The organism is Streptomyces sp. V3I7 (assembly GCF_030817495.1).
GTDB lineage: Bacteria > Actinomycetota > Actinomycetes > Streptomycetales > Streptomycetaceae > Streptomyces.
Genome location: NZ_JAUSZK010000001.1, coordinates 5721043 through 5743037 on the forward strand (window position 1 = coordinate 5721043; position 21995 = coordinate 5743037).

The 21995-nt window shown below is 71.5% G+C and carries 20 protein-coding genes and 1 pseudogene; 9 read left to right on the forward strand and 12 right to left on the reverse strand.

The window, feature by feature from the left end; all coding sequences use genetic code 11:
• Positions 1-3 precede the first annotated feature (3 nt).
• Complete coding sequence (locus QFZ74_RS26485; RefSeq protein WP_307623345.1) at positions 4-1206, reverse strand: cytochrome P450; 1203 nt, start codon at positions 1204-1206, stop codon at positions 4-6.
• 302 nt (positions 1207-1508) lie between these two features.
• Between QFZ74_RS26485 and QFZ74_RS26490 the strand changes: the two genes are divergently transcribed.
• The gene (locus tag QFZ74_RS26490; protein ID WP_307623346.1) at positions 1509-2339 is read left to right on the forward strand and encodes a hypothetical protein; all 831 of its coding nucleotides are present in this window, start codon (positions 1509-1511) and stop codon (positions 2337-2339) included.
• 76 nt (positions 2340-2415) lie between these two features.
• On the opposite strand, the gene QFZ74_RS26495 is transcribed toward QFZ74_RS26490, so the two are convergent.
• From QFZ74_RS26495 to QFZ74_RS26515, 5 genes are all read right to left on the reverse strand, one after another.
• Positions 2416-3114: a TetR/AcrR family transcriptional regulator gene (locus QFZ74_RS26495; protein WP_307623347.1), complete on the reverse strand. Its 699-nt coding sequence runs from the start codon at positions 3112-3114 to the stop codon at positions 2416-2418.
• A 111-nt stretch (positions 3115-3225) separates the two neighbouring features.
• A complete protein-coding gene (locus QFZ74_RS26500) occupies positions 3226-4368 on the reverse strand; it encodes an acyl-CoA dehydrogenase family protein (protein ID WP_307623348.1) in 1143 nt (380 codons plus the stop codon).
• A 57-nt stretch (positions 4369-4425) separates the two neighbouring features.
• Positions 4426-6090 (reverse strand): FAD-dependent oxidoreductase, encoded by a 1665-nt coding sequence (locus tag QFZ74_RS26505; protein WP_307623349.1) that lies wholly within the window; start codon positions 6088-6090, stop codon positions 4426-4428.
• A 112-nt stretch (positions 6091-6202) separates the two neighbouring features.
• Positions 6203-7162, reverse strand: a complete 960-nt coding sequence (locus QFZ74_RS26510; RefSeq protein WP_307623350.1) for a diiron oxygenase — start codon at positions 7160-7162, stop codon at positions 6203-6205.
• Positions 7163-7194: 32 nt separating this feature from the next.
• Positions 7195-8715 (reverse strand): NAD(P)/FAD-dependent oxidoreductase, encoded by a 1521-nt coding sequence (locus QFZ74_RS26515; protein WP_307623351.1) that lies wholly within the window; start codon positions 8713-8715, stop codon positions 7195-7197.
• 361 nt (positions 8716-9076) lie between these two features.
• Between QFZ74_RS26515 and QFZ74_RS26520 the strand changes: the two genes are divergently transcribed.
• On the forward strand, positions 9077-9454 hold the full coding sequence (locus QFZ74_RS26520; protein ID WP_307623352.1) for a hypothetical protein: 378 nt from the start codon (positions 9077-9079) through the stop codon (positions 9452-9454).
• A gap of 128 nt (positions 9455-9582) precedes the next feature.
• Here the strand turns inward: QFZ74_RS26520 and QFZ74_RS26525 are convergent, their stop codons facing one another.
• Complete coding sequence (locus QFZ74_RS26525) at positions 9583-10371, reverse strand: CDP-alcohol phosphatidyltransferase family protein (RefSeq protein ID WP_307623353.1); 789 nt, start codon at positions 10369-10371, stop codon at positions 9583-9585.
• 107 nt (positions 10372-10478) lie between these two features.
• Between QFZ74_RS26525 and QFZ74_RS26530 the strand changes: the two genes are divergently transcribed.
• From QFZ74_RS26530 to QFZ74_RS26550, 5 genes and pseudogenes are all read left to right on the forward strand, one after another.
• The gene (locus tag QFZ74_RS26530; RefSeq protein WP_307623354.1) at positions 10479-11453 is read left to right on the forward strand and encodes a zinc-binding alcohol dehydrogenase; all 975 of its coding nucleotides are present in this window, start codon (positions 10479-10481) and stop codon (positions 11451-11453) included.
• Positions 11454-11570: 117 nt separating this feature from the next.
• Positions 11571-11969 (forward strand): 6-carboxytetrahydropterin synthase, encoded by a 399-nt coding sequence (locus QFZ74_RS26535; RefSeq protein WP_307623355.1) that lies wholly within the window; start codon positions 11571-11573, stop codon positions 11967-11969.
• 53 nt (positions 11970-12022) lie between these two features.
• Positions 12023-13183, forward strand: coding sequence for a glycosyltransferase family 4 protein (locus QFZ74_RS26540; protein ID WP_307623356.1), 1161 nt, complete (start codon positions 12023-12025; stop codon positions 13181-13183).
• A gap of 47 nt (positions 13184-13230) precedes the next feature.
• Positions 13231-14214, forward strand: coding sequence for a class I SAM-dependent methyltransferase (locus QFZ74_RS26545; protein WP_307623357.1), 984 nt, complete (start codon positions 13231-13233; stop codon positions 14212-14214).
• Positions 14211-15191: pseudogene (locus QFZ74_RS26550) on the forward strand (YbhN family protein); the annotation flags it as partial. The gene QFZ74_RS26545 and the pseudogene QFZ74_RS26550, both read left to right, overlap by 4 nt.
• Positions 15192-15316: 125 nt before the next feature.
• On the opposite strand, the gene QFZ74_RS26555 reads toward QFZ74_RS26550, so the two are convergent.
• Positions 15317-16129 (reverse strand): creatininase family protein, encoded by an 813-nt coding sequence (locus QFZ74_RS26555; protein ID WP_307624285.1) that lies wholly within the window; start codon positions 16127-16129, stop codon positions 15317-15319.
• A 39-nt stretch (positions 16130-16168) separates the two neighbouring features.
• Here QFZ74_RS26555 and ribA point away from each other — a divergent pair, with 39 nt between their 5' ends.
• Entirely contained in the window at positions 16169-16828 is a 660-nt protein-coding gene (gene ribA / locus QFZ74_RS26560; RefSeq protein ID WP_307623358.1) for a GTP cyclohydrolase II, read from the forward strand.
• A 41-nt stretch (positions 16829-16869) separates the two neighbouring features.
• Here the strand turns inward: ribA and QFZ74_RS26565 are convergent, their stop codons facing one another.
• Positions 16870-18093, reverse strand: coding sequence for a serine hydrolase (locus QFZ74_RS26565; RefSeq protein ID WP_307623359.1), 1224 nt, complete (start codon positions 18091-18093; stop codon positions 16870-16872).
• 154 nt (positions 18094-18247) lie between these two features.
• Between QFZ74_RS26565 and QFZ74_RS26570 the strand changes: the two genes are divergently transcribed.
• Positions 18248-18682 carry a PPOX class F420-dependent oxidoreductase gene (locus QFZ74_RS26570; RefSeq protein WP_307623360.1) on the forward strand — a complete coding sequence of 145 codons (435 nt, stop codon included), beginning with the start codon at positions 18248-18250 and terminating at the stop codon, positions 18680-18682.
• A gap of 71 nt (positions 18683-18753) precedes the next feature.
• Here the strand turns inward: QFZ74_RS26570 and QFZ74_RS26575 are convergent, their stop codons facing one another.
• The 3 genes from QFZ74_RS26575 to pgi all read right to left on the reverse strand — a co-directional run bounded on the left by QFZ74_RS26575 (position 18754) and on the right by pgi (position 21995).
• A complete protein-coding gene (locus tag QFZ74_RS26575) occupies positions 18754-19347 on the reverse strand; it encodes a histidine phosphatase family protein (RefSeq protein ID WP_307623361.1) in 594 nt (197 codons plus the stop codon).
• 6 nt (positions 19348-19353) lie between these two features.
• Positions 19354-20232 carry a phosphogluconate dehydrogenase (NAD(+)-dependent, decarboxylating) gene (gnd, locus tag QFZ74_RS26580; protein WP_307623362.1) on the reverse strand — a complete coding sequence of 293 codons (879 nt, stop codon included), beginning with the start codon at positions 20230-20232 and terminating at the stop codon, positions 19354-19356.
• 80 nt (positions 20233-20312) lie between these two features.
• On the reverse strand, positions 20313-21995 hold the full coding sequence (gene pgi / locus QFZ74_RS26585; protein WP_307623363.1) for a glucose-6-phosphate isomerase: 1683 nt from the start codon (positions 21993-21995) through the stop codon (positions 20313-20315).

The window sequence follows — 21995 nt, forward strand, 5'->3', positions numbered from 1 at the left end:
GCGTTACGTCCCCCACCGCACCGGCAGTCCCACCGGCCCCCTGATCAGCATCCCGGGCCTCCAGGTCAGGGCGGCCGGGTGGGCGTCGAGGGTCAGGTCGGGGAAGCGGTCCAGCAGGGTGCGGATGGCGATGCGGGCTTCCAGGCGGGCGAGGGGAGCGCCCAGGCAGTAGTGGATGCCGTGGCCGAAGGCGACGTGGCCGCCCGCGGCGCGGCGGATGTCGAAGTGGTCGGGGGTGGGGAAGCGGGCCGCGTCGTGGTTGGCGTCCGCCAGGGCGACGAGGACGAGCTGGCCGTCGCCCGGGATGACGGTGCCGCCGATCTCGACCGGTGCCGTGGTGAAGCGGAACGTCGGGGTCTCCACCGGGCCGTCGTAGCGAAGCATCTCCTCCACCGCGTTGTCGATGAGGGACATGTCCTCACGCAGCGCGGCGAGTTGGTCGGGGTGGGTCAGCAGGGCCAGGACGCCGTTGGAGATCAGGTTGACCGTGGTCTCGTGCCCCGCGACCAGCAGCAGCCAGGCCGTGCCGAGCAGTTCGTGCGCGGAGAGCCGGTCGCCGTCCTCGTCGGTGGTGCGGATCAGGCCGCTCATCAGGTCCCGGCCCGGCGCCTGGCGTTTGCGCTCCAGCAAGTCGGTGAGGTACGCGGCCATTTCGCCCGTCGCCGCCTTCCGTACCCGGGCGTCGGGGTCGGAGAGGATCGTGCCGGTCCAGGCGCGGAACGCCGCCCGGTCCAGCATCGGCACTCCGAGCAACTCGCAGATCACGGAGATCGGGAGAGGGAACGAGAGTGCCTCGACCAGGTCCGCCCGGCTGTCCGGGCGGGCCGCCATCGCGTCCAGCAGCTCGTTGGTGATCTGCGCTACGCGCGGCCCCAGTTGATCGATGCGGCGCGGCGTGAACTCGCGTACCACCAGCTTGCGCAGGCGTTCGTGGTCCGGTGGGTCGGAGTTGAGCATGTGGGGGCCGGCCGACGGGCTGGAGATCGGGAACGAGGGCGACGCGTTCTTCCACTGCTTCGACAGCCGCGGATCCACGAGCGCCGCGCGCCCGGCCTCGTACCCGACGACGAGCCAGGCCTCCGCGCCCTCCGGAATCCGCACCCTGTGCACGGGTCCGCGTTCGCGCAGCGCCGCGTACACCGGATAGGGGTCGCGGACGAAGTCCTCGCCCAACGCCACCAGATCGAACACTTCGGTCGCCGTCATCGTTCGCCCCTGCCCCCTGTTTCCCCGTTCGCGCCGACGCTAGCAGCGGGCCGCGCCTCGACGTAGGACCAATCCAGCCGAAGCGGGCGCGGGTGGCAGTGCCGCGTGGGGAGCGTTGTCAGTGGTCCCTGCCATCATCTGAAACATCATCGACGAGTCCGTTCTCGGGCGGGGATCAAGGGGTCATCGTTGAAAGTCGCCGACCAGCTGAGGGGCGCGCTGACCGATCCGGACGCGCGGATCGACGCCCGGGATCTCGACCTGTCGCAGGACTCTGACCGGCAGCTCGGCGAGGGGGTGAGATGACCAGGTTGACGTGGGTGGTGCTGTTCGTGGTGACCGGGCTCGTCGCCGGGGCCATGGGGGTGGCCGGCACCTTGCTCTGGCAGCGGGTCACGGCACCGGGCACGTCGGCCGTCGACGCTCAGGGTGCAGACGTCGCCGAGGACTTGCGGCGGGATCTGACCGCGGGGTTCTACTCACCGGGGCACCCGTACGGCGGTCAGTTCACCGAGGGCACGGTTGTCGCGCAGGTCGAGGCGCACGGGGGAGTGGTGCTCAGCGCCCGGACCGAGGTGGGGGAGGGCGGTGCCGAGGTGCATACGGACACGGTGATGCTGGGGCTGGTACCGCCCAGCGCGACCGGCGGAAAGACCGTCGTCGCGGACGCCTACCCCGTGCGCTGCTACCGCTACACCTTCGGGATCGGCGCCTACAGCGTGAAGCAGTCCACGACGAGCTGCCCGGCTTCACGGACCGACGGGAAGCCGGGCAGCCCGGTGGCGGAGATGGGTGCGCTGCTGGCGCGGCAGCCCGTCGGCCCGTCCGCGTACCGCGAGTTGAGCGCGGCGGGTTATTCGCATGACCGGCGGGAAGCCATGGACTTCCTGAAGGACAAGCGGCTGGTCGGCGCCCGTGACGCGGTGACGGTCGTTTCCGGCCGCGCCCACGGTGGTGACGTGTACGTCGTCGCCCTGCGGATCAACGGCGTCTGCCACTACCTGCGCATGGACTCCGCCGCCTCCGCGTCACGCCTCATACCCCTGTGGGCCGCCCCGGCCGACGAACAGCGGAAATGCGGCGCGGCCCAGGCCGCCACCCTGTTCGGAACGGACCCGGCCAAGGCCGGCTGACCGGACAGCGGCAGCGCCGGTACGCTCCCGCGCCTCGGGCGTGCCCGAACGAGCCCCGGGCCCCGTCCCCGAGCAGTCACCCCCGCCGGTCGAGCAGCTCCGAGATGGGCTGGTTTGGAGCTATCTCGACGCCCAGCGTCCCGAGATTGCCGTGCAGCACCGACCAGATCGAGCAGGCCAGGAAGTCGGCCAGTTCGGCGCTCCTCAATCGGGGCTGCTTGTCGGCGAGCCAGCTGTTGACCGTGGCGTCGACGAAGCCGACGAGCCCGAAGGCCGTCGGCGCCGCCAGGCTCGCGTCCTTCTCCAGGTGGGTCAGCACGGCCGCGAACAGCTTGCCCAGCTGCACGGCGATCGCCGCCTTGGTGCCCGCGACCACACCGGAGCCGTCGCCGGGGGCGCAGGCGTCCGTCCCGAGGAAGGCGTGCAGCCGGCGGTTGCGGCCGATCCAGTCGAGGTAGGCGTGGATGATGCGGCGGATCGACGTCATGACCGTGCCGTCGGGTTCCAGCGTCGGCGCGAGCTCGGCCATGAGCGAGGCGACGATGCGCTCCCGGATCAGCTCGTCGAGGTCGGCGCGGTCCTTGAAGTGCCGGTACACCACGGACCGCGGCAGCCCGATGCGCTCGGCGATCTGCTTGACGCCGACCCCGGGGCCCTCCTCCTCGATGGCGGCCACGGCGGCGTCGATCAGGTCGATCTGGCGCTTGGCCTTGTGTGCGTTCCAGCGCGTCGAACGCCCGTCGGCCTCCGCCCTCGTGTTCGTGGTATCCGCCATCTCATCAGCATAACTTCGGGCATATGCCTGCGACGCCCTGCCTCGCCTAACGTCACCTACGTCGTCGCAGACATATGCCGGTGTCCTGGCCCACCCTCCCTGGGCAGGCGCTCACACGCCCAGGAAGCGCCCGATGATCTCCTTCATGACCTGGGTCGTACCGCCGTAGATCGTCTGCACCCGGCTGTCGAGATAGGCCTGGGCGACCGGGTACTCGCTCATGAAGCCGTAACCGCCGTGCAGCTGCAGGCAGGTGTCCACGACCCGCTTCTGGAGCTCGGTCGTCCACCACTTGGCCATCGCCGCGTCCGAGACCGACAGGGCGCCCTCGTTGTGCACGGTGACGCATCGGTCCAGGAAGGTGCGGGCGATCTGGATCTCGGTGGCCATCTCGGCCAGGGCGAAACGGTTGGCCTGGAAGGAGCCGATCGGCCGGTTGAAGGCCGTGCGCTCCTTGCAGTACTCCAGCGTCGTCTCGAAGATCCGCTCGCACGCCGCCACGGCCACCACCGCGATGGACAGCCGCTCCTGGGGCAGGGCGTTCATCAGGTGGACGAACCCGGAGTTCTCCTCCCCGATCAGGTTCGCCACGGGCACGCGCACGTCGTCGAAGAACAGCTCGGCGGTGTCCTGCGCCTTCAGCCCGATCTTGTCCAGGTTGCGGCCGCGCTCGAAGCCGGGCATGCCCCGCTCGACCATCAGCAGGCTGGTGCCGTGGGCGCCCTTGTCGGGGTCGGTCTTGACCACGACGATCACCAGGTCGGCGTTGATCCCGTTGGTGATGAAGGTCTTGGAGCCGTTGACGACGTAGTGGTCGCCCTCGCGCACGGCCGTGGTGCGGATGTTCTGCAGGTCGCTGCCGGCGCCGGGCTCGGTCATCGCGATGGCCGTGATCAGCTCACCGGAGCAGAAGCCGGGCAGCCAGCGCCGCTTCTGCTCCTCGTTCGCGAGCTTGAGCAGATACGGCGCCACGATGTCGTTGTGGAGCACGAAGCCGACCCCGGAGGCGCCGGCGCGCACCAGCTCCTCGCTGATCACCGCGTTGTAGCGGAAGTCGTCGACACCGCCGCCGCCGTACTCCTCCGGCACGTCCGTGCCCAGCAGCCCCAGCTTGCCGGCCTCGGTCCACAGCTCGCGCGGGACGATGCCGTCGTCCTCCCACTGCTTGTGGAAGGGGGCGATGTGGCGTTCCACGAAGGTGCGCACGGTGTCGCGGAAGTTCTCGTGGTCGGCGGTGTACAGGGCACTTTCCATGAAGGTGCGGTTCCTGTCGTGAGAGGACGGGCGGTGGTCTGGCGGGGCGGAGCCTGGTCAGGAGCGGCGCAGGACGGTCAGGGACAGCAGTCGGCGTTCCTTGGGCGGACGCGCCGCGTCGAGCAGGGCGCTCCGGTCCGTGAGCTTGACGCGGGGGCGCTGCTGGAGCGCGCCCGCCGCGCGTTCGGCCCGGTCGATCGCCCGCCAGCCGTCGAGTCCCACGGCGTCGGCGGGCGCCGCCGTCACCGACGTACCCGCGCCGGAGCCGCCGTACGCCGGAACGGTGAGCCGACCCGCCTCGAAGTCGTCGAGGAGGGCGGTCACCGTCTCCTCGGCGCAGGACTTGTTGGTGCCGATGAACCCGGTGGGCCCGCGCTTGATCCAGCCGGCGACGTACACGCCCGGCTCGACACGGCCCCGCTCATGAGGAACCGTCGCCCTCGTCGCGTCGAAGGGGAGCCCCGGAATCGGTCGGGCGCGGTAGCCGACCGAGCGCAGGACCAGCGAGGTCTCGATGACCTCGGTGTCGGCGGTCGGTACGGCCCGTACGGTGCCGTCCTCGTCCGTACGCAGCTCGGTACGGGCCACCTCCAGCCCCGTCACGCGGTCGCCGCCGAGTACACGCGTCGGCGTGGTCAGGAAGCGCAGGACGATGCGGCGCCGGCCCGGCGTCGGGGTGCGCGCGGCGAGCAGGGCGAGCAGCTCGGTCCTGGCGGACGCGTCCGCGGCCAGCCCCTCCGGCCAGCCCTCGACGGTGACGTCCACCTCCTCCAACGCCGCAAGGGCCAGCAGCTCGGGCATCGTGAACGAGGCCTCCGCCGGGCCGCGCCGGCCGAGCACGACCACCTCACGGACCCGGCTGTCGCGCAGCGCCGCCAGCGCGCCGTCGCCGATGTCGGTGCGGGCGACGGCGGCCGGGTCGGCCGTCAGGACGCGCGCGACGTCCAGGGCGACGTTGCCGTTGCCGACGACGACGGCCCGCTCACCGGCGAGTTCGTGCGCGTACGAGGCGGTGTCGTGGTCGGGGTGGCCGTTGTACCAGGCCACGAAGTCGGTGGCGGAGACGCTGCCGGGCAGCTCCTCGCCGTCGATGCCGAGCCGCCGGTCGGTCGCGGCACCCACGGCGTAGACCACGGCGTGGTGATCGCGTATCAGGTCCTCGTGGAGCAGGTCTTTGCCTATCTCCACGTTCAGCCGGTACGAGAAGCCGGGCTGGCCCTCGATGGCCTGGAAGAGCCGGATGACCTGCTTGGTGTCCTGGTGGTCGGGCGCGACCCCCGCGCGCGCCAGACCGTACGGCGTGGGCAGCCGGTCGTACACCGTCACGTGCACGCCCGGATGCTTCAGCAGCTCGTCGGCGGTGAACAGCCCGGCCGGGCCCGCCCCGACCACGGCGACCCGCAACTCGCCCGCCGGAAGCCGTCGTTGCCTGGGAACCAGCGCGAGCGGCGTACGGACCGGGTGCGGATCGCCCTCGTAGTAGGCGGCGTTGAGGTCGAGGAACGGCTGCTCGGCCGCCGAGAGCTTGGTGTGCGGTTTGAGCGCGTCCACCGGGCAGGCCGTCGCGCAGGCGCCGCAGTCGACGCAGGCGCGCGGGTCGACGTAGAGCATCTCGGCCTCGGCGAAGCCGGGTTCCCCGGGGGCGGGGTGAATGCAGTTGACCGGGCAGGCCAGTACGCAGGATGCGTCGGCGCAGCACGACCGGGTGACGACGTAGGGCATCTCAGGCTTCTTCGCTCGGGAGGCTCAGGCGGCTCAGGCGGCTCAGGCGGCTCAGGCGGGTCCGGACGGGGCGGACGGCTAGGGCGCGGATCGGACAGCGCGGGCGGCTCGGTCAGGCGGCCAGCGAGGCGGGCTGGCTGCGGTAGCGGGACGGGCGCCCGTCGATGCGCAGCAGCTTCCACACCCGCCGGGAGGCCTTGTTCATCAGGCCGATGTCCTCGGCGAGCATGCGCACGTCCGCGAAGAGGTCGCGCAGCATCTTCTGCCCCTCGGCGGACTTCCAGAAGATGTCCTTGATCACCCAGTGGGGCACGCCCATCTTCTGCGCGGTCTTCCTGTCCGGGATGACCATGACGTCGCCCAGCACACGCATCGTCAGCGGGAACATCACCGACAGCACGCCCCGGCGCACCTTCCCGTACCCGGGAACCTTCTCGCGCAGGAACTCGTGGGCGAAGGAGATGTGCCGGGCCTCCTCGGCGACGTGGATCTGCATGATCCGCCGCAGCAGGGGGTGGCCCTCCTCGGCCGAGCGCAGGATCGCCTTCTGGATGTGGTCGATCGGCTCCTCGCCGGCCAGCACCCCGGTGAAGAACACCTCCGGCCACAGCGAACCGGCCAGCGGGAGGAAGCGACTGACCGCACGGAACGAGCGGCGCCCGCCGTGCACGTCGACGCCGGAGCGGTTGACGTACTCCTGGAACATCTGGGTGTGGTGGGTCTCCTCGGTGATCTCGTGCGTGAGATACCGGAACTCCGGGTTCTGGTTGCGCAGATGGAAGACGTAGTCGAGCGCCCCGCGCATGAGCACGTTCTCGAACTGCATGCCCACCTTGGCGACGTTGGCGAAGCGCCACAGCCCGATCTCCGCCTGGCGCTCCGGCGACTGCTCCTTGTACCAGGGGTGGCCGCCCAGCGGGTCGGCCTCCGGGAGCACCCAGCGGGGGTCCTGGGGGTCGACGGCGAAGTCGGGGTTGTCCCAGTCGATGTCGGTGAAGGCGTCGAAGTGGACGTGCACCGAGCCCTCGGACAGGGTCTGGAGCACCTCGGAGTAGGTCTGCTGCCTGGTCATCGCGGTCCTCGATCCGGCGGAGGGTCAAACGGTCAGGCCACGTGGGCCGGGTCGTGCTGATCGGCGGCCGGCTCGACCGTCGGAGCGGCGGCCCGGCGGGCGAAGCGGAGGGCGGGGTCGTCGATCGGGGAGCGGCGCAGCGCGCGGCGGTCCCGGTAGTAGTTGTTCCAGATCTTCCAGGGCGCGCGGGTGCCCTGCCGGGGCATCACGGCGTCGCCGCGGGCGATGTATCCGGAGGACAGCGAGTCGCCCATCGCGGACTCCGCGGCGCGGTCCGCGTCCGTGGCGATGGGGGTGACCTGGGTGACGCCCCGCTGGTCCATGTACGTGAGCAGCTTGCTGACGTACTCGGCGGCCATGTCGGCCTTGAGCGTCCAGGAGGCGTTGGTGTAGCCGAGGACGATCGCCAGGTTGGGGACGCCGTCGAGCATGACGCCCTTGTAGATGACGTGGTCCCGGGTGGCGATCGGACGGCCGTCCACCTCGAGTTCGGCGCCCCCGGCGAGCTGCACGCGCAGACCGGTCGCGGTGATGACGATGTCCGCCGGGATCTCCTCGCCGGACTTCAGCCTGATGCCGGTCTCGGTGAACGTGTCGATGTGGTCGGTGACCACGGACGCCTCACCGCTCTTCAGCGCCTTGAACAGGTCGCCCCCGGGCACGACGCACAGCCGCTGGTCCCAGGGCTTGTACGACGGGGTGAAGTGGCGCATGTCGACGCTCTTGCCGACCTGGGCGCGCACGCCCGCGAGCAGCACCTTGCGCATGACGCCGGGCGCGGAGCGGCACAGGGCGTACAGGCCGCGCTGGAGCGCGATGTTGCGCGACCGTCCGAACCGGTAGACGACGTCGGCCGGGAGGCCCGCCTTGCGCATCAGGACCGAGACCGGGTCGTGGTGCGGCAGCGTCATGATGTACGTCGGCGAGCGCTGGAGCATGGTGACGTGCGCGGCGTCGGCGGCCATCGCGGGCACCAGCGTGATGGCGGTGGCACCGCTGCCGATGACGACGACGCGCTTGCCGCGGTAGTCGAGGTCCTCGGGCCACTGCTGCGGGTGGACGAGGGTCCCCCCGAAGCGCTCCTCGCCGGGGAAGCCGGGGCGGTGGCCGGCGTCGTAGTCGTAGTAGCCGGTGGCGTTGACGAGGAAGTCGCAGGTGTGGACCTCGGTCTCGCCGGTGGCCTCGTCCAGGGCCTGTACGGTCCACCGCCCGGCCTCGCTCGACCAGTTCGCCTTGACGACCTTGCGCCCGAAGCGGATGTGCTCGGAGACGCCGAACTCGTCGGCGGTCTCCTGGACATAGCGGCGGATGTCGTGGCCGTCGGCCAGGACCTTGGTGCCGTGCCAGGCGCGGAAGCGGTAGCCGAAGGTGTACATGTCCGAGTCCGAGCGGATGCCCGGGTAGCGGAAGAGGTCCCACGTGCCGCCGACGCGCCCGCGCCGCTCCAGGATCGTGTACGACTTCCCGGGGTTCGCCTCGGCCAGATGGCAGGCGGCGCTGATGCCGGACAGCCCCGCGCCGATGATCAGCACATCGACATGCCGTTGCTCCATCTCCGTCTCCCTCTGTCCGCTCCACCGCCGGGGGTTACCGCCGGTTCATGCCGTTCCTCGTGCCGCAACTTACCTGTGACAGTGTGTTTCAGATACCGCTAGGAATGTGATCTACGTCACTCGTGAGAGGGTGACGGGAGAGGGTGTCGATTTCTCCGTCTCGTCCGCAATATGCCCCCGGCAACAACGATTTGGGCACGCGTCCATGAATGGCGAGCAACGTTTTGCGACGTCGGCGACGGGTGTAACGCGCGGGCGTTTGCGCGACGCAGGAGAAGGAAGAAGGGGGTAGCTGTCCGCGAGCTGTTTCTCGCTCGCGGGCGCCCTGTCGACAGAAGTCAAGCGTCAGATCGGAATTCCAGTGAGCAACTACGACCCGGGCCCCGGGTATCACGCATACGAACAGCCGGCGCCGCCACCCCCGCCCCCGCCGCCGGCCCCGGAGCGGCCCGTGCGCGACCCGCACACCGCACGGCGGATGGCCCTGGTGATCTCCACCATCGCCGACATCGCGGCGGGCTTCCTGGTCCTGTGGATCCTGCTCTTCCTGCTCGACGCGAACCAGGGGAATGTATTCGTCGGCTTCGTGCACGGTGCCGCGGACTGGCTGTCCGGGTGGGCTCAGGACATTTTCACGATGGACACAGAGGGCCTACGCGTCGTCCTCAATTGTGGCCTTCCGGCGGTCGTTTATCTGGCGGTCGGTCACGGCATCGCCGTTCGCCTGAACCGCGCCTGACGGAATTACAGAAGCTCCCGGAATTCACGTGAGCCTCGCGTCCGGGGCAGGTGGAGACGGGTACGTCATCCGCCTGCCCTGCGAGCCGCGGCGCCTGGACCGCCGTCGCCTGCAAGCGGCGGCCCCCCCTACGCCCCCGTACTCACCGTCGGGCGCGAGGCGTGGGCGCGGTTCGTGGGGCTGGCTTCCGGGGCGGGGGCGTAGGAGGCGGACGTCCGCCACAACCACCCCACATCCCGCCCGAACGACCACACCAGCGACCCCAGTGCCACCAGCACCACCACCACGTTGGCCGTCTGCGGCAGCAGTTCCGCGCCGGACAGGAGGAGGGCGATGCCTTGGAGGGCGGCGACCGTCTTGCGGGCGAAGGACGGGGGGAGCGGGGCGTTGAGCCACGGGGCGACGCGGGCCGCGGCGACGAACGCGTAGCGCATCGCGCCGATCAGCAGGACCCACGGGCCCTGCTGCATGGCGACGTACACGCTCAGCACCAGGATCAGGAACGCGTCGACCTCCATGTCGAAGCGGGCGCCGAGCGCGGTCGAGGTGTTGGTGCGGCGGGCGACCTTGCCGTCGACGCCGTCGAGGATGAGGGCCACCGCCGTGAGCCCGACCAGCAGGGTGACCGGCGGTGAGCTCTCGAAGGAGTCGGCTACCAGGGCCGTCACGCCGCCGACCAGGGTGGCCCGGCCGAGGGTGACGCGGTTGGCGGGGCCGAAGGAGCGCAGTTCGGAGCGGTGCAGGGCGCGGGTGAGGACCGCCCAGGTGGCGAACGCGAAGGTGAGTCCGGTGAGCCAGCCCGCGGTGCCCATGCCGATCGCCGTGCCGAGCAGGGCCAGCAGCAGGATCTGCACGCCCGCTCCCACCGCAGGCTCCTGGAGGACCGGCCTCGTGTCGTAAGTGTTGTTCAGGGCCACCGAACACCCTCCGGCCGAGTGACAGAGTCGATCAACGCCGCGTACTCTGCGCGGCCTGTGCACATCTCGGTACGTGACCAACTTCCCGATTGTTCAGGAGGATGTCGATGAACCGCTCCGCACGGGCGTTCTGGCTCCGCTCCCCGGGCCACGGCGAGCTGCGTGACGTCACCGTTCCGGAACCCGGCGCGGACGAGGTGCTGGTGCGCGCGCTGTACTCCGGGGTGAGCCGGGGGACGGAGACGCTCGTCTTTCGCGGCGGCGTTCCAGAGAGTCAACAGGCCGTCATGCGGGCGCCGTTCCAGGAGGGCGACTTCCCGGGGCCCGTGAAATACGGGTACCTCAGCGTAGGGATCGTCGAGCAAGGGCCCGAGGAGCTGGTCGGGCGGACGGTCTTCTGCCTGTATCCGCACCAGAGCCGTTACGCCGTACCGGTGAGCGCCGTGACCCCCGTGCCCGACCACGTCCCCGCCGAACGGGCCGTCCTCGCCGGGACCGTCGAGACCGCCGTGAACGCCCTGTGGGACGCGGCCCCCCTCGTCGGCGACCGCATCGCGGTGGTCGGCGGTGGCATGGTCGGCTGCTCGGTGGCCGCGCTGCTCGCCCGCTTCCCCGGCGTACGGCTCCAACTCGTGGATGCCGACCCGGAACGCGCCAAGACCGCCGAGGCGCTCGGCATCGACTTCGCTGCCCCCGAGGACGCCCTCGGCGACCGCGACCTGGTCGTCCACGCCAGCGCCACCGAACAGGGCCTCGCCCGCTCCCTCGAACTCCTCGCCCCCGAGGGCACCGTCCTCGAACTGAGCTGGTACGGCGACCGGCGCGTCAGCCTCCCGCTCGGCGAGGCCTTCCACTCCCGCCGCCTCACCGTCCGCAGCAGCCAGGTCGGCACCGTCTCCCCGGCCCGCCGCGCGAGCCGCGGTTACGCCGACCGGCTGGCCCTCGCCCTCGACCTGCTCGCCGACCCGGCGCTGGACGCGCTGATCACGGGTGAGTGCGGCTTCGAGGAGCTCCCGGAGGTGATGCCCCGGCTCGCCTCGGGCGAGATCCCGGCCCTCTGCCACCGGGTCAAGTACGCCTGACCTGAGAGAAAAGGGTGAGAGAGGGCTGAACACGGGGAAGCGAAGAGCCGTACTACTCGGCATCCCCCGGCAGGGAAGAGCGGGGGACCAGACGCGCCGCACCTGGAGGGTCGTCCGTTGTTCAGCATCACCGTCCGCGATCACATCATGATCGCCCACAGCTTCCGCGGCGAGGTCTTCGGGCCCGCGCAGCGGCTGCACGGAGCCACGTTCCTCGTGGACGCCACCTTCCGCCGTGAGCAGCTGGACGACGACAACATCGTCGTCGACATCGGACTGGCCACGCAGGAACTGGGCGCCGTCGTCGCCGAGCTGAACTACCGCAACCTCGACGACGAGCCCGACTTCGCCGGCGTCAACACGTCCACGGAGTTCCTGGCCAAGGTCATCGCCGACCGGCTCGCCGAGCGGATCGAGAAGGGCGCGCTGGGCGAGGGCGCCAAGGGCCTCGCGGGGCTCGCGGTCACCCTGCACGAGTCCCACGTCGCGTGGGCGAGCTACGAGCGTGGCCTGTGACCGACCTGACCGTCGAACGGGCCCCCTCCTCGAACTCCGTACCGTCGAACTCCGTGCCGCTGAGCTCCGTACCGGCCCCGCGCACGGCCGGCCGTCACCACTCCGGGATCGTCCCCATGTCGCTGCGTACCCTGCACTTCGTCCTGCCCGGCGGTGTCCACGACGCGGCCGCGCCCAGCGGCGGCAACGCCTACGACCGGCGGCTCTGCTTCGACCTGCCCGGCTTCGGCTGGCAGGTCACCCAGCATCCCGTCGCCGGATCGTGGCCCCGGCCCGACGCGGCCGCCCGCGAGGAACTCGCCCGCACGCTGCGGGCGTTGCCGGACGGCGCGGTCGTCCTCCTCGACGGGCTGGTCGCCTGCGGCGTCCCCGAGATCGTGGTCCCCGAGGCGCGGCGACTGCGGACCGCCGTCCTCGTCCACCTCCCGCTCGGCGACGAGACGGGACTCGAACCGGCCGAGGTTGCCGACCTGGACGCCCGCGAACGCAACGTCCTGCGCGCCGTCCCCGCGGTCCTCGCCACCAGCGACTGGGCGGCCCGCCGCCTCGTCTCCCACCACGGCCTCGCCCCCGACCGTGTCCATGTCGCCACCCCCGGCGCCGACATCGCGCCCCTCGCCCCCGGCACCGACGGCGTCTCGCGTCTGCTGTGCGTCGCCGCGGTGACCCCGCGCAAGGGACAGCACCGGCTGGTGGAGGCCCTCGCGGAGGTCCGCGACCTGCCGTGGAGCTGCACGTGTGTCGGCGGGCTCGGCCACGACCCCGAGTACGTCGCCCATCTGCGCTCCCTCATCGAGAAATACGACCTGACGGACCGCCTGCACCTCGCGGGCCCACGCTCCGGCGCCGCCCTCGAGGCCAGCTTCGCCGTCGCCGACCTGATGGTCCTCACCTCCTACGCCGAGACGTACGGCATGGCCGTCACCGAGGCCCTCGCGCGCGGCATCCCGGTGCTGGCGACGGACGTCGGCGGACTGCCCGAGGCGCTCGGCCGCGCCCCCGACGGCGGGGTGCCCGGCATCCTCGTCCCGCCCGAGGACCCCGCCGCCCTCGCCGCCGAACTGCGCGGCTGGTTCGGCGAGGCGGACGTACGCCGCCGCCTCAAGGCCGCCGCCCGCGGCCGTCGCTCCGCGCTCGGCGGCTGGGCGACGACGGCCCGCACCATCGCCGGAGTCCTGCGGCGGCTGCCGGACGAACCCCAGAGGGCGGCGTGAACGGCATGCGGGCGAGCGACCTCGGACCGAAGAAAGGGGGGCCGGAGATGACGGACTCCGCGTCGAAGCACCCTTCGACTCCGGACCAGCCGACCGGCCTGCCCGGCGAGCAGGTGATCGACGGCGCCGGGCCCGTCACGCGCCCCGGCGAGCGGCCCGCCGTACGGCTGCGGGAGGGCGGCGAGGCCGACGAGACGCCCCGGTACGCGCCCGAATGGCTGGAGTTGCGGGAGACGGCCGACGCCGCCGCGCGCTCCACGGACCTGCTCACGCCGCTCCGCGCCCATCTCGCCGCACCGGACGCACCCCCGCGTCAAGGCGCCCTCGTCGTGCACGACCTGGGCTGCGGCACCGGCTCGATGGGCCGCTGGCTCGCCCCGCGGCTGGACGGCGCCCAGCACTGGGTCCTGCACGACCGCGACCCCTACCTCCTGCACTTCGCCGCCGTCGCCTCCCCGCGCACCGCCGCCGACGGCAGCCGGATCACGGTGGAGACGCGCCGCGGCGACGTGGCCCGGCTGACCCCGGACGCGCTGTCCGGCGCCTCCCTGGTGACCGCGTCCGCACTGCTCGACGTCCTCACCCGCGAGGAGGTCGGGATACTCGCCGAGGCCTGCGTCGGGGCCGACTGCCCGGCGCTGCTCACCCTCTCCGTCGCCGGCCGCGTCGAGCTCACCCCCGCCCACCCGCTGGACGCCGAGATCACCGAGGCGTTCAACGCCCACCAGCGACGGAGCGGCCTGCTCGGACCCGACGCGGTGACGGCGGCCCGCGAGGCCTTCGTCCTCCGCGGGGCGACGGTGGAACTCCGGCCCAGTGACTGGGAGTTGGGCCCTGGCAAGGCCGCGCTCACCCAGCAGTGGCTGCGCGGCTGGGTCGGCGCCGCCGTCGAACAGCGCCCCGAACTTCGCGAGGCCGCCGACCGCTACCTCCAGGAGCGCCTGGACGCCTGTGCGGCCGGGGAGTTGAGCGTCGTCGTCCATCACGTCGACCTGTTCGCGCTGGTCCGGCCGACGGACGGGGCGTCATGAACAGGCAGGCGGTGCGGACCCGGCCCGGTACGGCACGGCGGTGCGTCTGCGCGGCCTCCGTGCCGACCGCGCCGACCGCGGTGACGGAACCGGCGCCCGCGCCCGCGGCCGACAGTCGGCGGGGTCTCGGGCTGCGCGCCCTGCGCCGTCACTTCGGCACCGTCGCCGGGGTCGTCATCCTCGCCGTCCTGCTGTGGCGGCTGGGCACCGGCGTCTTCCTGGACGGCCTGCGGCGCATCGACGCGGTGTCGCTGCTGCTCGCCCTGGGGGTCGGTGTCGTCACCACCGTGTTCAGCGCGTGGCGCTGGCAGTTGGTCGCCCGCGGACTGCGCATCCGGCTGCCGCTCGGGCCCGCCGTGGCCGACTACTACCGGGCCCTGTTCCTGAACGCGGCGCTGCCCGGCGGAGTGGTCGGCGACGTGCACCGGGCCGTGCGGCACGGGCAGAGCGCCGGCGACATGGGCCGGGGCGTACGGACGGTCGTCCTGGAGCGGGTCGCGGGCCAGGCCGCGCTGGCCGTGGTGGGCGTGGGCGTGCTGCTGGGCCTGCCCTCCCCGGTGCGGCACGAGGCCCGCGCTGTCGCCCCACTGGGCGCCCTTGCCGCGCTCGGCGCGCTCGCCGTCGTCCTCGCCCTGCGGATGAACCGCGCGCCCTCCCACCGCGGCGGCGCCATGGGGGTCCCCCCTGCTCGAGCGAAGTCGAGAGCTTGGGGGAGCCGGACCCTCGGCGAGGCCCGCCAGGGCCTGCTGTCCCGGGCCAACGCCCCCGGCGTCGCGCTGTCCTCGCTCGTCGTGCTGGCCGGGCACATCGCGATGTTCGTCCTGGCGGCGCGGGTCGCCGGGTCGGCGGCAGGCGTCGTGACGGTGCTTCCGATCGCGGTGCTCGCGCTCATCGCCATGGGCCTGCCGCTGAACATCGGCGGCTTCGGCCCCCGCGAGGGCGTCACCGCCTGGGCGTTCGGCGCGGCCGGCCTCGGCGCGAGCAGCGGACTGGCCGTCGCCGTGGTCTACGGCGTCCTCAGCTTCGCGGCCGCGCTGCCCGGCGCGGCCGTGCTCGTCGCCCGCTGGTACGACGGACTGCGTACGGCCGCACCCCGCCCCGCCTACCTCACGCCGACGGACGATGCGTCGACGGATCCCCCGGCCGGATGCTCCGCGGACGCCAACAACGTGAAATACGCTGCGAAGGAATCGACCAGGCTCGCCAGCAGTTGTTCGCCCTTATCCGCGGAACCGAGGGAAGGACGGCCGATGACTCCCGATGCGGTATAGGCGGACATTCCCGTGGAGAGCAGATGACGGCGGTCGTCCGCGGTGAAATCGGCGGACTCATAACCAGGGCGGACCATTTCTGGATGCGTGTGCAGCAGAATGGAGGTCTCGATTTCCCCGGCGTGCATGTCGGTGAGGAGCGAGGTCGACACTCCCGCCCGCTCCCGCGCCGTCTCCCAGTCCTCCGGGGCCGGGAACAGCGCCATCCGCTCCCCGCGCGCGGACGCCTCCTGGACCACGTTGCCCAGGACGTAGTTGCCGCCGTGGCCGTTGACCACCACCAGCGTCTCGACGCCGGACCGGCGCAGCGACGCCGCGATGTCCGCCACCACCGCGTGCAGGGTCACGGAGGAGATACTGACCGTTCCCGGCCAGGCCGCGTGCTCGTGCGAGCACGAGACGGTCACCGGAGGGAGGAGGTGCACGGGATACGCGGCCGCGATCTCGCGGGCGACGGCGCAGGCGACCAGGGTGTCGGTCGCCAGCGGAAGGAAGGGGCCGTGCTGTTCGAAGCTCCCGACGGGAAGAACGGCGACCTGCGCGGGCAGCTCCGCCCCGCGCGCCCTGACGTCCTCCGTGGTGTCCGTCGGCAACAGATGGCGTACCGGAACGTATTGAGGCTCACCCGCGTGCGAACCACTCATGTTATTCACGGCCTTTCGTCTCTGCTTAGGAACCAGATCATGACAGAAAACCTTGGCGTAGTCGGCGAGCATTCCCCACGGCGGTCGGGCGTGGAACGCGTCGTGAATGCTCCGTTGCCCACCGTTCACGGGAAGTTCCAGGCGATCGGCTTCATGGACCACGACCGGGGCGAGGAGCAAGTGGCCTTGGTCCACGGGGACATCGCCACCGACCGCGTACTCACCCGGCTGCACTCGGAATGCCTGACCGGAGACGCGTTCGGCTCGCGGCACTGCGAGTGCGGCGACCAGCTCGACGCGGCGCTGCGTTCGGTCGTCGCCGAAGGCAGCGGCGTCGTCCTGTACTTGAGAGGGCACGAGGGCCGCGGCATCGGGCTGCTGGCGAAGCTGCGCGCGATGGCTCTCCAGGCGGACGGGCTGGACACGGTGGAGGCGAACCTCGCCCTCGGTCTGCCGGTCGACGCCCGTGACTACGGCGTCGCCGCCGCGATGCTGCACGACCTCGGCGTCCGTTCCGTCCGGCTGATGTCCAACAACCCGCGCAAACGCGAGGCGTTGGTACGGCACGGCATCCAGGTCGCCGAGCAGGTCCCGCTGCTGATCGAGCCGTGCGAGAGCAACATCACCTATCTGCGGACCAAGCGGGAGCGGCTCGACCACGACCTGCCCCATCTGGACGCGGTCGCGCACTTGTCCTGACGGCGGCCCGGAGCCCTGAGGGCCGTAGGGTCGGGGCCCGCTCAGTCCACCACCGCCTCGTGCACCAGCCGCTTCAGCTCCGGGAACACCTTCAGCCGCTTCGGCCGTACCTGGGTCATGAACTGGACGGTCAGATCGCGGCCCGGGTCGACCCAGAAGGTGGTGGTGGCGACGCCGCTCCAGCCATACGTGCCGGGTCCTGCCGGGGCCGGCGTGCGGCTCGGGTCGGTCACCACCGAGACGCCGAGGCCGAAGCCCAGGCCCTTCTTGGCGGGCTCGCGGTGGGCGGGGGCGCCGAAGGCGTGGATGTCGGCGCCGCCGGGCAGATGGTTGCGGGTCATCAGGGCGACCGTCTCCCGGCGGAGCAGCCGGACCCCGTCCAACTCGCCGCCCCGGCGCAGCATTTCCATGAAGCGGTGGTAGTCGTACGCCGACGCGACCATGCCGCCGCTGCCGGACAGGAAACGCGGGCGGCCGTGCAGCGGGAGACCGGCGATCGGCTCGATCCCGCCCTCGGCCGTCTCGCCGTACAACTCGGAGAGGCGTTCCGCCTGTTCGGACACGATGTGCAGTCCGGCGTCCGGCATGCCCAGCGGGCGGAAGATGCGCTCGGCGAGGAACTCGTCCAGCGGCCGCCCCGAGACCACCTCGATGACCCGGCCCAGCACGTTGGAGGCGACGGAGTAGTTCCACTGCGTGCCGGGCTCGAACTGGAGCGGCAGGCTCGCGTACACCTCGATCGCCTCGGCGAGGTCCGCGCCGGGCGGCACCGACGAGTGCAGCCGGGCGGCGCGGTAGAGGGCGTCGACGGGGTGGGCGTGGTAGAAGGCGAAGGTGAGTCCGGCGGTGTGGGTGAGCAGATGCCGGACGAGCATCGGCCGCTCGGCCGGGCGGGTCCGTACGTCCGCCCCGGAGCCGCTCTCGTAGACGCGGGGGTGCGCGAACGCCGGGAGGTGCCGGCCGACCGGGTCGTCCAGGGAGAGCCGGCCCTCCTCCACCAGGAGCAGCGCGGCGACGGCGGTGACCGGCTTGGTCATGGAGTAGATCCGCCACAGCGTGTCCGCCTCCACCGGCAGACCGGCCGCGACATCGCGGTGGCCGTACGTGGTGAGGTGGGCGACCCGTCCGCCGCGGGCCAGCGCCACCAGGAAGCCGGGCAGCCGCCCCTCGTCGACGTACCGGGCGAGGCCCTGGTCGAGGCGGTCCAGCGCCTTCGCGTCCAGCCCGGCCTCGGCCGGGTCGACGTCCTGCCGCAGCTGTGCCATCGCTCTCCTCCGGTCGCGTCGTCCGCGGTGCGGTTCAGCCCCCGCCGATCTACCCACCCGGGCGGCTCCGCCATCCGCGTCGCGGCGAGGTGTGATCGACACGACCAGGGGCGGCACGGGAATGCATGGCCCGACCGGTCCCGTTGATCCCGGTATGACTCAGGACACACAGGACGCCCTGCTGAAGCTGCTCTCCGACGCCCGTGGCGGGGTGCTGGTCACCCTGAAGAGCGACGGCCGCCCCCAGTTGTCGAACGTCATCCACGCCTACGACCCCGACGAGCGGGTCATCCGCGTCTCGATCACGGACGACCGCGCCAAGACCCGCAACCTGCGCCGCGACCCCCGCGCCTCGTACCACGTCACCACCCCCGACCGCTGGGCCTACACGGTCGCCGAGGGCACCGCCGAGCTCACCCCCGTCGCCCGCGACCCGCACGACGAGACGGTCGAGGAACTCGTCCGCCTCTACCGCGACCTCCAGGGCGAACACCCCGACTGGGACGAGTACCGGGCCGCGATGGTCCGCGACGGACGCCTGATGCTGCGGCTGCCCGTGGACCGGGCGTACGGGATCCCGCAGGGGTAGGACTCGGGCCGGGACGGACCAAAAGAACGACCCTGCCGCCCCCGAGGGGGCAGCAGGGTCGTTCGTGCCCTTCACGGCCGGGTGTTCCACTCCGCGACCACCGGGCGGCCGTGCTCCGTGGACAGGCGGCTGATCGTGCCCGTCTCCAGTCGGAAGAGGCGGCCGTCCGCCGGGGGCAGGCCCAGGCGGCGGGCCGCCACGACGCGCAGGAAGTGGCCGTGGGCGACCAGGAGTACATCGCCCGTGTCGTCCGCGAGGGCCGCGTCCACGAGGGACAGCACGCGGTCGGCGCGGGCGCCCACCTCCGCCGGGGACTCGCCCGGGTGGGCGTCCGGGCCGGGCGGCACACCGTCCGTCCACAGGTACCAGTCGGGGCGGGTGCGGTGGATCTCACGGGTGGTGATGCCCTCGTAGGCGCCGTAGTCCCACTCGCGGAGGTCGGGCTCGGTCCGCGCCCCGGTCAGGCCCGCGAGTTCGGCCGTGCGGACGGCGCGGGACAGCGGGCTGGTGAGGACGCGGGCGAACGTGCGGCCGCTCAGGAGTGGAGCGAGGGACCTGGCCTGGTCCTCGCCGTCAGGGGTGAGGGGCAGGTCGGTCCAGCTGGTGTGCTGTCCCGACACGCTCCACTCCGTCGCACCGTGGCGGACCAGGATGAGGTCCCCCACGACCCTTCAGTCCTTCGCCTCGACGGCGTGGCCGCCGAACTGGTTGCGCAGGGCCGCGATCATCTTCATCTGCGGGGAGTCCTCCTGGCGGGAGGCGAAGCGCGCGAAGAGCGAGGCGGTGATCGCCGGCAGCGGCACGGCCTCGTCGATCGCGGCCTCGACCGTCCAGCGGCCCTCGCCCGAGTCCTCGGCGTAGCCCTTCAGCCGGTCCAGGTGCTCGTCGGCGTCCAGGGCGTTGACCGCGAGGTCGAGCAGCCAGGAGCGGATGACCGTGCCGTCCTGCCAGGAGCGGAAGACCTCACGCACGTTCTCCACCGACTTGGCCTTCTCCAGGAGCTCCCAGCCCTCGGCGTAGGCCTGCATCATGGCGTACTCGATGCCGTTGTGGACCATCTTCGAGAAGTGGCCGGAGCCGACCTTGCCCGCGTGGACGTAGCCGTACGGGCCCTCGGGCTTCAGGGCGTCGAAGATCGGCTGGAGCCGGTCGACGTGCTCCTTCTCGCCGCCGACCATCAGGGCGTAGCCGTTCTCCAGGCCCCAGACGCCGCCGGAGACGCCCGCGTCGACGAAGCCGATGCCCTTGGCGGCGAGCTCCTCGGCGTGCTTCTCGTCGTCGGTCCAGCGGGAGTTGCCGCCGTCGACCACCACGTCACCGGGGGAGAGCAGGTCGCCCAGCTCGTCGACGACGGACTGGGTGGCCTCGCCGGCCGGGACCATCACCCAGACGGTACGCGGGGCTTCGAGCTTCTCGACCAGTTCGGCCAGGCTCTCGACGTCGGAGACCTCGGGGTTGCGGTCGTAGCCGACGACGGTGTGGCCCGCGCGGCGGATGCGCTCGCGCATGTTGCCGCCCATCTTGCCGAGGCCGATGAGTCCGAGCTGCATGTCAGTTCACTTCTTTCTGAGCGTTCTAAGCGTGTTTCGCGGTTCGCGGTTTCGCGGTTACGCGTTCTGCGGTTTCGCGGTTACGCGTTCTTGAGCGTGCGGTACGCCGCGACGAGGGCGGTGGTCGAGGGATCGAGGCCGGGCACCTCGGCGCCCTCGGTGAGCGCGGGCTCGATGCGCTTGGCGAGGACCTTGCCCAGCTCGACGCCCCACTGGTCGAAGGAGTCGATGTCCCACACGGCACCCTGGACGAACACCTTGTGCTCGTAGAGCGCGACGAGCTGGCCCAGCACCGACGGGGTCAGTTCGGTGGCGAGGACGGTGGTGGTGGGGTGGTTGCCCTTGAAGGTGCGGTGCGGGACCTGCTCCTCGGCGACGCCCTCCGCGCGCACCTCCTGCGCCGTCTTGCCGAAGGCCAGCGCCTGCGTCTGGGCGAAGAAGTTCGCCATCAACAGGTCGTGCTGCGCCTTGAGTTCATCGCTCAGCTCGTCGACCGGACGGGCGAAGCCGATGAAGTCGGCGGGCAGCAGCTTCGTGCCCTGGTGGATGAGCTGGTAGTAGGCGTGCTGACCGTTCGTGCCCGGGGTGCCCCAGACGACCGGACCGGTCTGCCACTCCACCGGACGGCCCTGTCGGTCCACCGACTTGCCGTTGGACTCCATGTCCAGCTGCTGCAAGTAGGCGGTGAACTTGGACAGATAGTGGCTGTACGGCAGCACCGCGTGCGCCTGGGCGTCGAAGAAGTCGCCGTACCAGATGCCCAGCAGGCCGAGCAGCAGCGGGGCGTTGGCCTCGGCGGGCGCGGTGCGGAAGTGCTCGTCGACCAGGTGGAAGCCGTCGAGCATCTCGCGGAACCGGTCCGGGCCGATGGCGATCATCAGCGACAGGCCGATCGCCGAGTCGTAGGAGTAGCGGCCGCCGACCCAGTCCCAGAACTCGAACATGTTGTCCGGGTCGATACCGAAGTCGGTGACCTTCTCGGCGTTGGTCGACAGCGCGACGAAGTGCTTGGCCACCGCCTTCTCCTCGCCGCCCAGCCCGTCGAGCAGCCACGAACGCGCCGACGTCGCGTTCGTGATCGTCTCGATGGTGGTGAACGTCTTGGACGCGACGATGAACAGCGTCTCCGCCGGGTCCAGGTCCCGCACCGCCTCGTGCAGGTCGGAGCCGTCCACGTTCGACACGAAACGGAACGTCAGGTCCCGCGCCGCGAACGGGCGCAGCGCCTCGTACGCCATCGCGGGGCCCAGGTCCGAGCCGCCGATGCCGATGTTGACGACGTTCCTGATGCGCTTGCCGGTGTGGCCGGTCCACTCGCCGGAGCGGACGCGGTCGGCGAACGCGCTCGTCTTGTCCAGCACGGCGTGCACGCCGGGGACGACGTTCTCGCCGTCGACCTCGATCACCGCGTCCCGCGGGGCGCGCAGGGCGGTGTGCAGCACCGCGCGCTTCTCGGTGACGTTGATCTTCTCACCGCGGAACATGGCGTCCCGCAGCCCGAACACGTCGGTGGCGGTGGCCAGTTCCTGGAGCAGCGCGAGGGTCGTGTCGGTGATCAGGTTCTTGCTGTAGTCGATGAGCAGGTCCCCGACCCGCACGGTGTACCGCTCGGCACGCGCGGGGTCCTCGGCGAACAGCTCGCGCAGGCCGGCGTGCCACTCGGCGCGGTGGTCGGCGAGGGCCGTCCACTGGGGCCGCCGGTTCAGCCGGGGGGCCTCCCGCGGATCCGACGTCGAGGACGCGGAGGACGTGGAGTCAGGCAT

Bases quoted from the DNA above. Each gene is read 5' to 3' on its own strand.
- QFZ74_RS26485 (WP_307623345.1), bottom strand. From the start codon at position 1,206: ATGACGGCGACCGAAGTGTTCGATCTGGTGGCGTTGGGCGAGGACTTC.
- QFZ74_RS26490 (WP_307623346.1), top strand. From the start codon at position 1,509: ATGACCAGGTTGACGTGGGTGGTGCTGTTCGTGGTGACCGGGCTCGTC.
- QFZ74_RS26495 (WP_307623347.1), bottom strand. From the start codon at position 3,114: ATGGCGGATACCACGAACACGAGGGCGGAGGCCGACGGGCGTTCGACG.
- QFZ74_RS26500 (WP_307623348.1), bottom strand. From the start codon at position 4,368: ATGGAAAGTGCCCTGTACACCGCCGACCACGAGAACTTCCGCGACACC.
- QFZ74_RS26505 (WP_307623349.1), bottom strand. From the start codon at position 6,090: ATGCCCTACGTCGTCACCCGGTCGTGCTGCGCCGACGCATCCTGCGTA.
- QFZ74_RS26510 (WP_307623350.1), bottom strand. From the start codon at position 7,162: ATGACCAGGCAGCAGACCTACTCCGAGGTGCTCCAGACCCTGTCCGAG.
- QFZ74_RS26515 (WP_307623351.1), bottom strand. From the start codon at position 8,715: ATGGAGCAACGGCATGTCGATGTGCTGATCATCGGCGCGGGGCTGTCC.
- QFZ74_RS26530 (WP_307623354.1), top strand. From the start codon at position 10,479: ATGAACCGCTCCGCACGGGCGTTCTGGCTCCGCTCCCCGGGCCACGGC.
- QFZ74_RS26545 (WP_307623357.1), top strand. From the start codon at position 13,231: ATGACGGACTCCGCGTCGAAGCACCCTTCGACTCCGGACCAGCCGACC.
- QFZ74_RS26555 (WP_307624285.1), bottom strand. From the start codon at position 16,129: ATGAGTGGTTCGCACGCGGGTGAGCCTCAATACGTTCCGGTACGCCAT.
- ribA (WP_307623358.1), top strand. From the start codon at position 16,169: ATGACAGAAAACCTTGGCGTAGTCGGCGAGCATTCCCCACGGCGGTCG.
- QFZ74_RS26565 (WP_307623359.1), bottom strand. From the start codon at position 18,093: ATGGCACAGCTGCGGCAGGACGTCGACCCGGCCGAGGCCGGGCTGGAC.
- QFZ74_RS26570 (WP_307623360.1), top strand. From the start codon at position 18,248: ATGACTCAGGACACACAGGACGCCCTGCTGAAGCTGCTCTCCGACGCC.
- gnd (WP_307623362.1), bottom strand. From the start codon at position 20,232: ATGCAGCTCGGACTCATCGGCCTCGGCAAGATGGGCGGCAACATGCGC.
- pgi (WP_307623363.1), bottom strand. From the start codon at position 21,995: ATGCCTGACTCCACGTCCTCCGCGTCCTCGACGTCGGATCCGCGGGAG.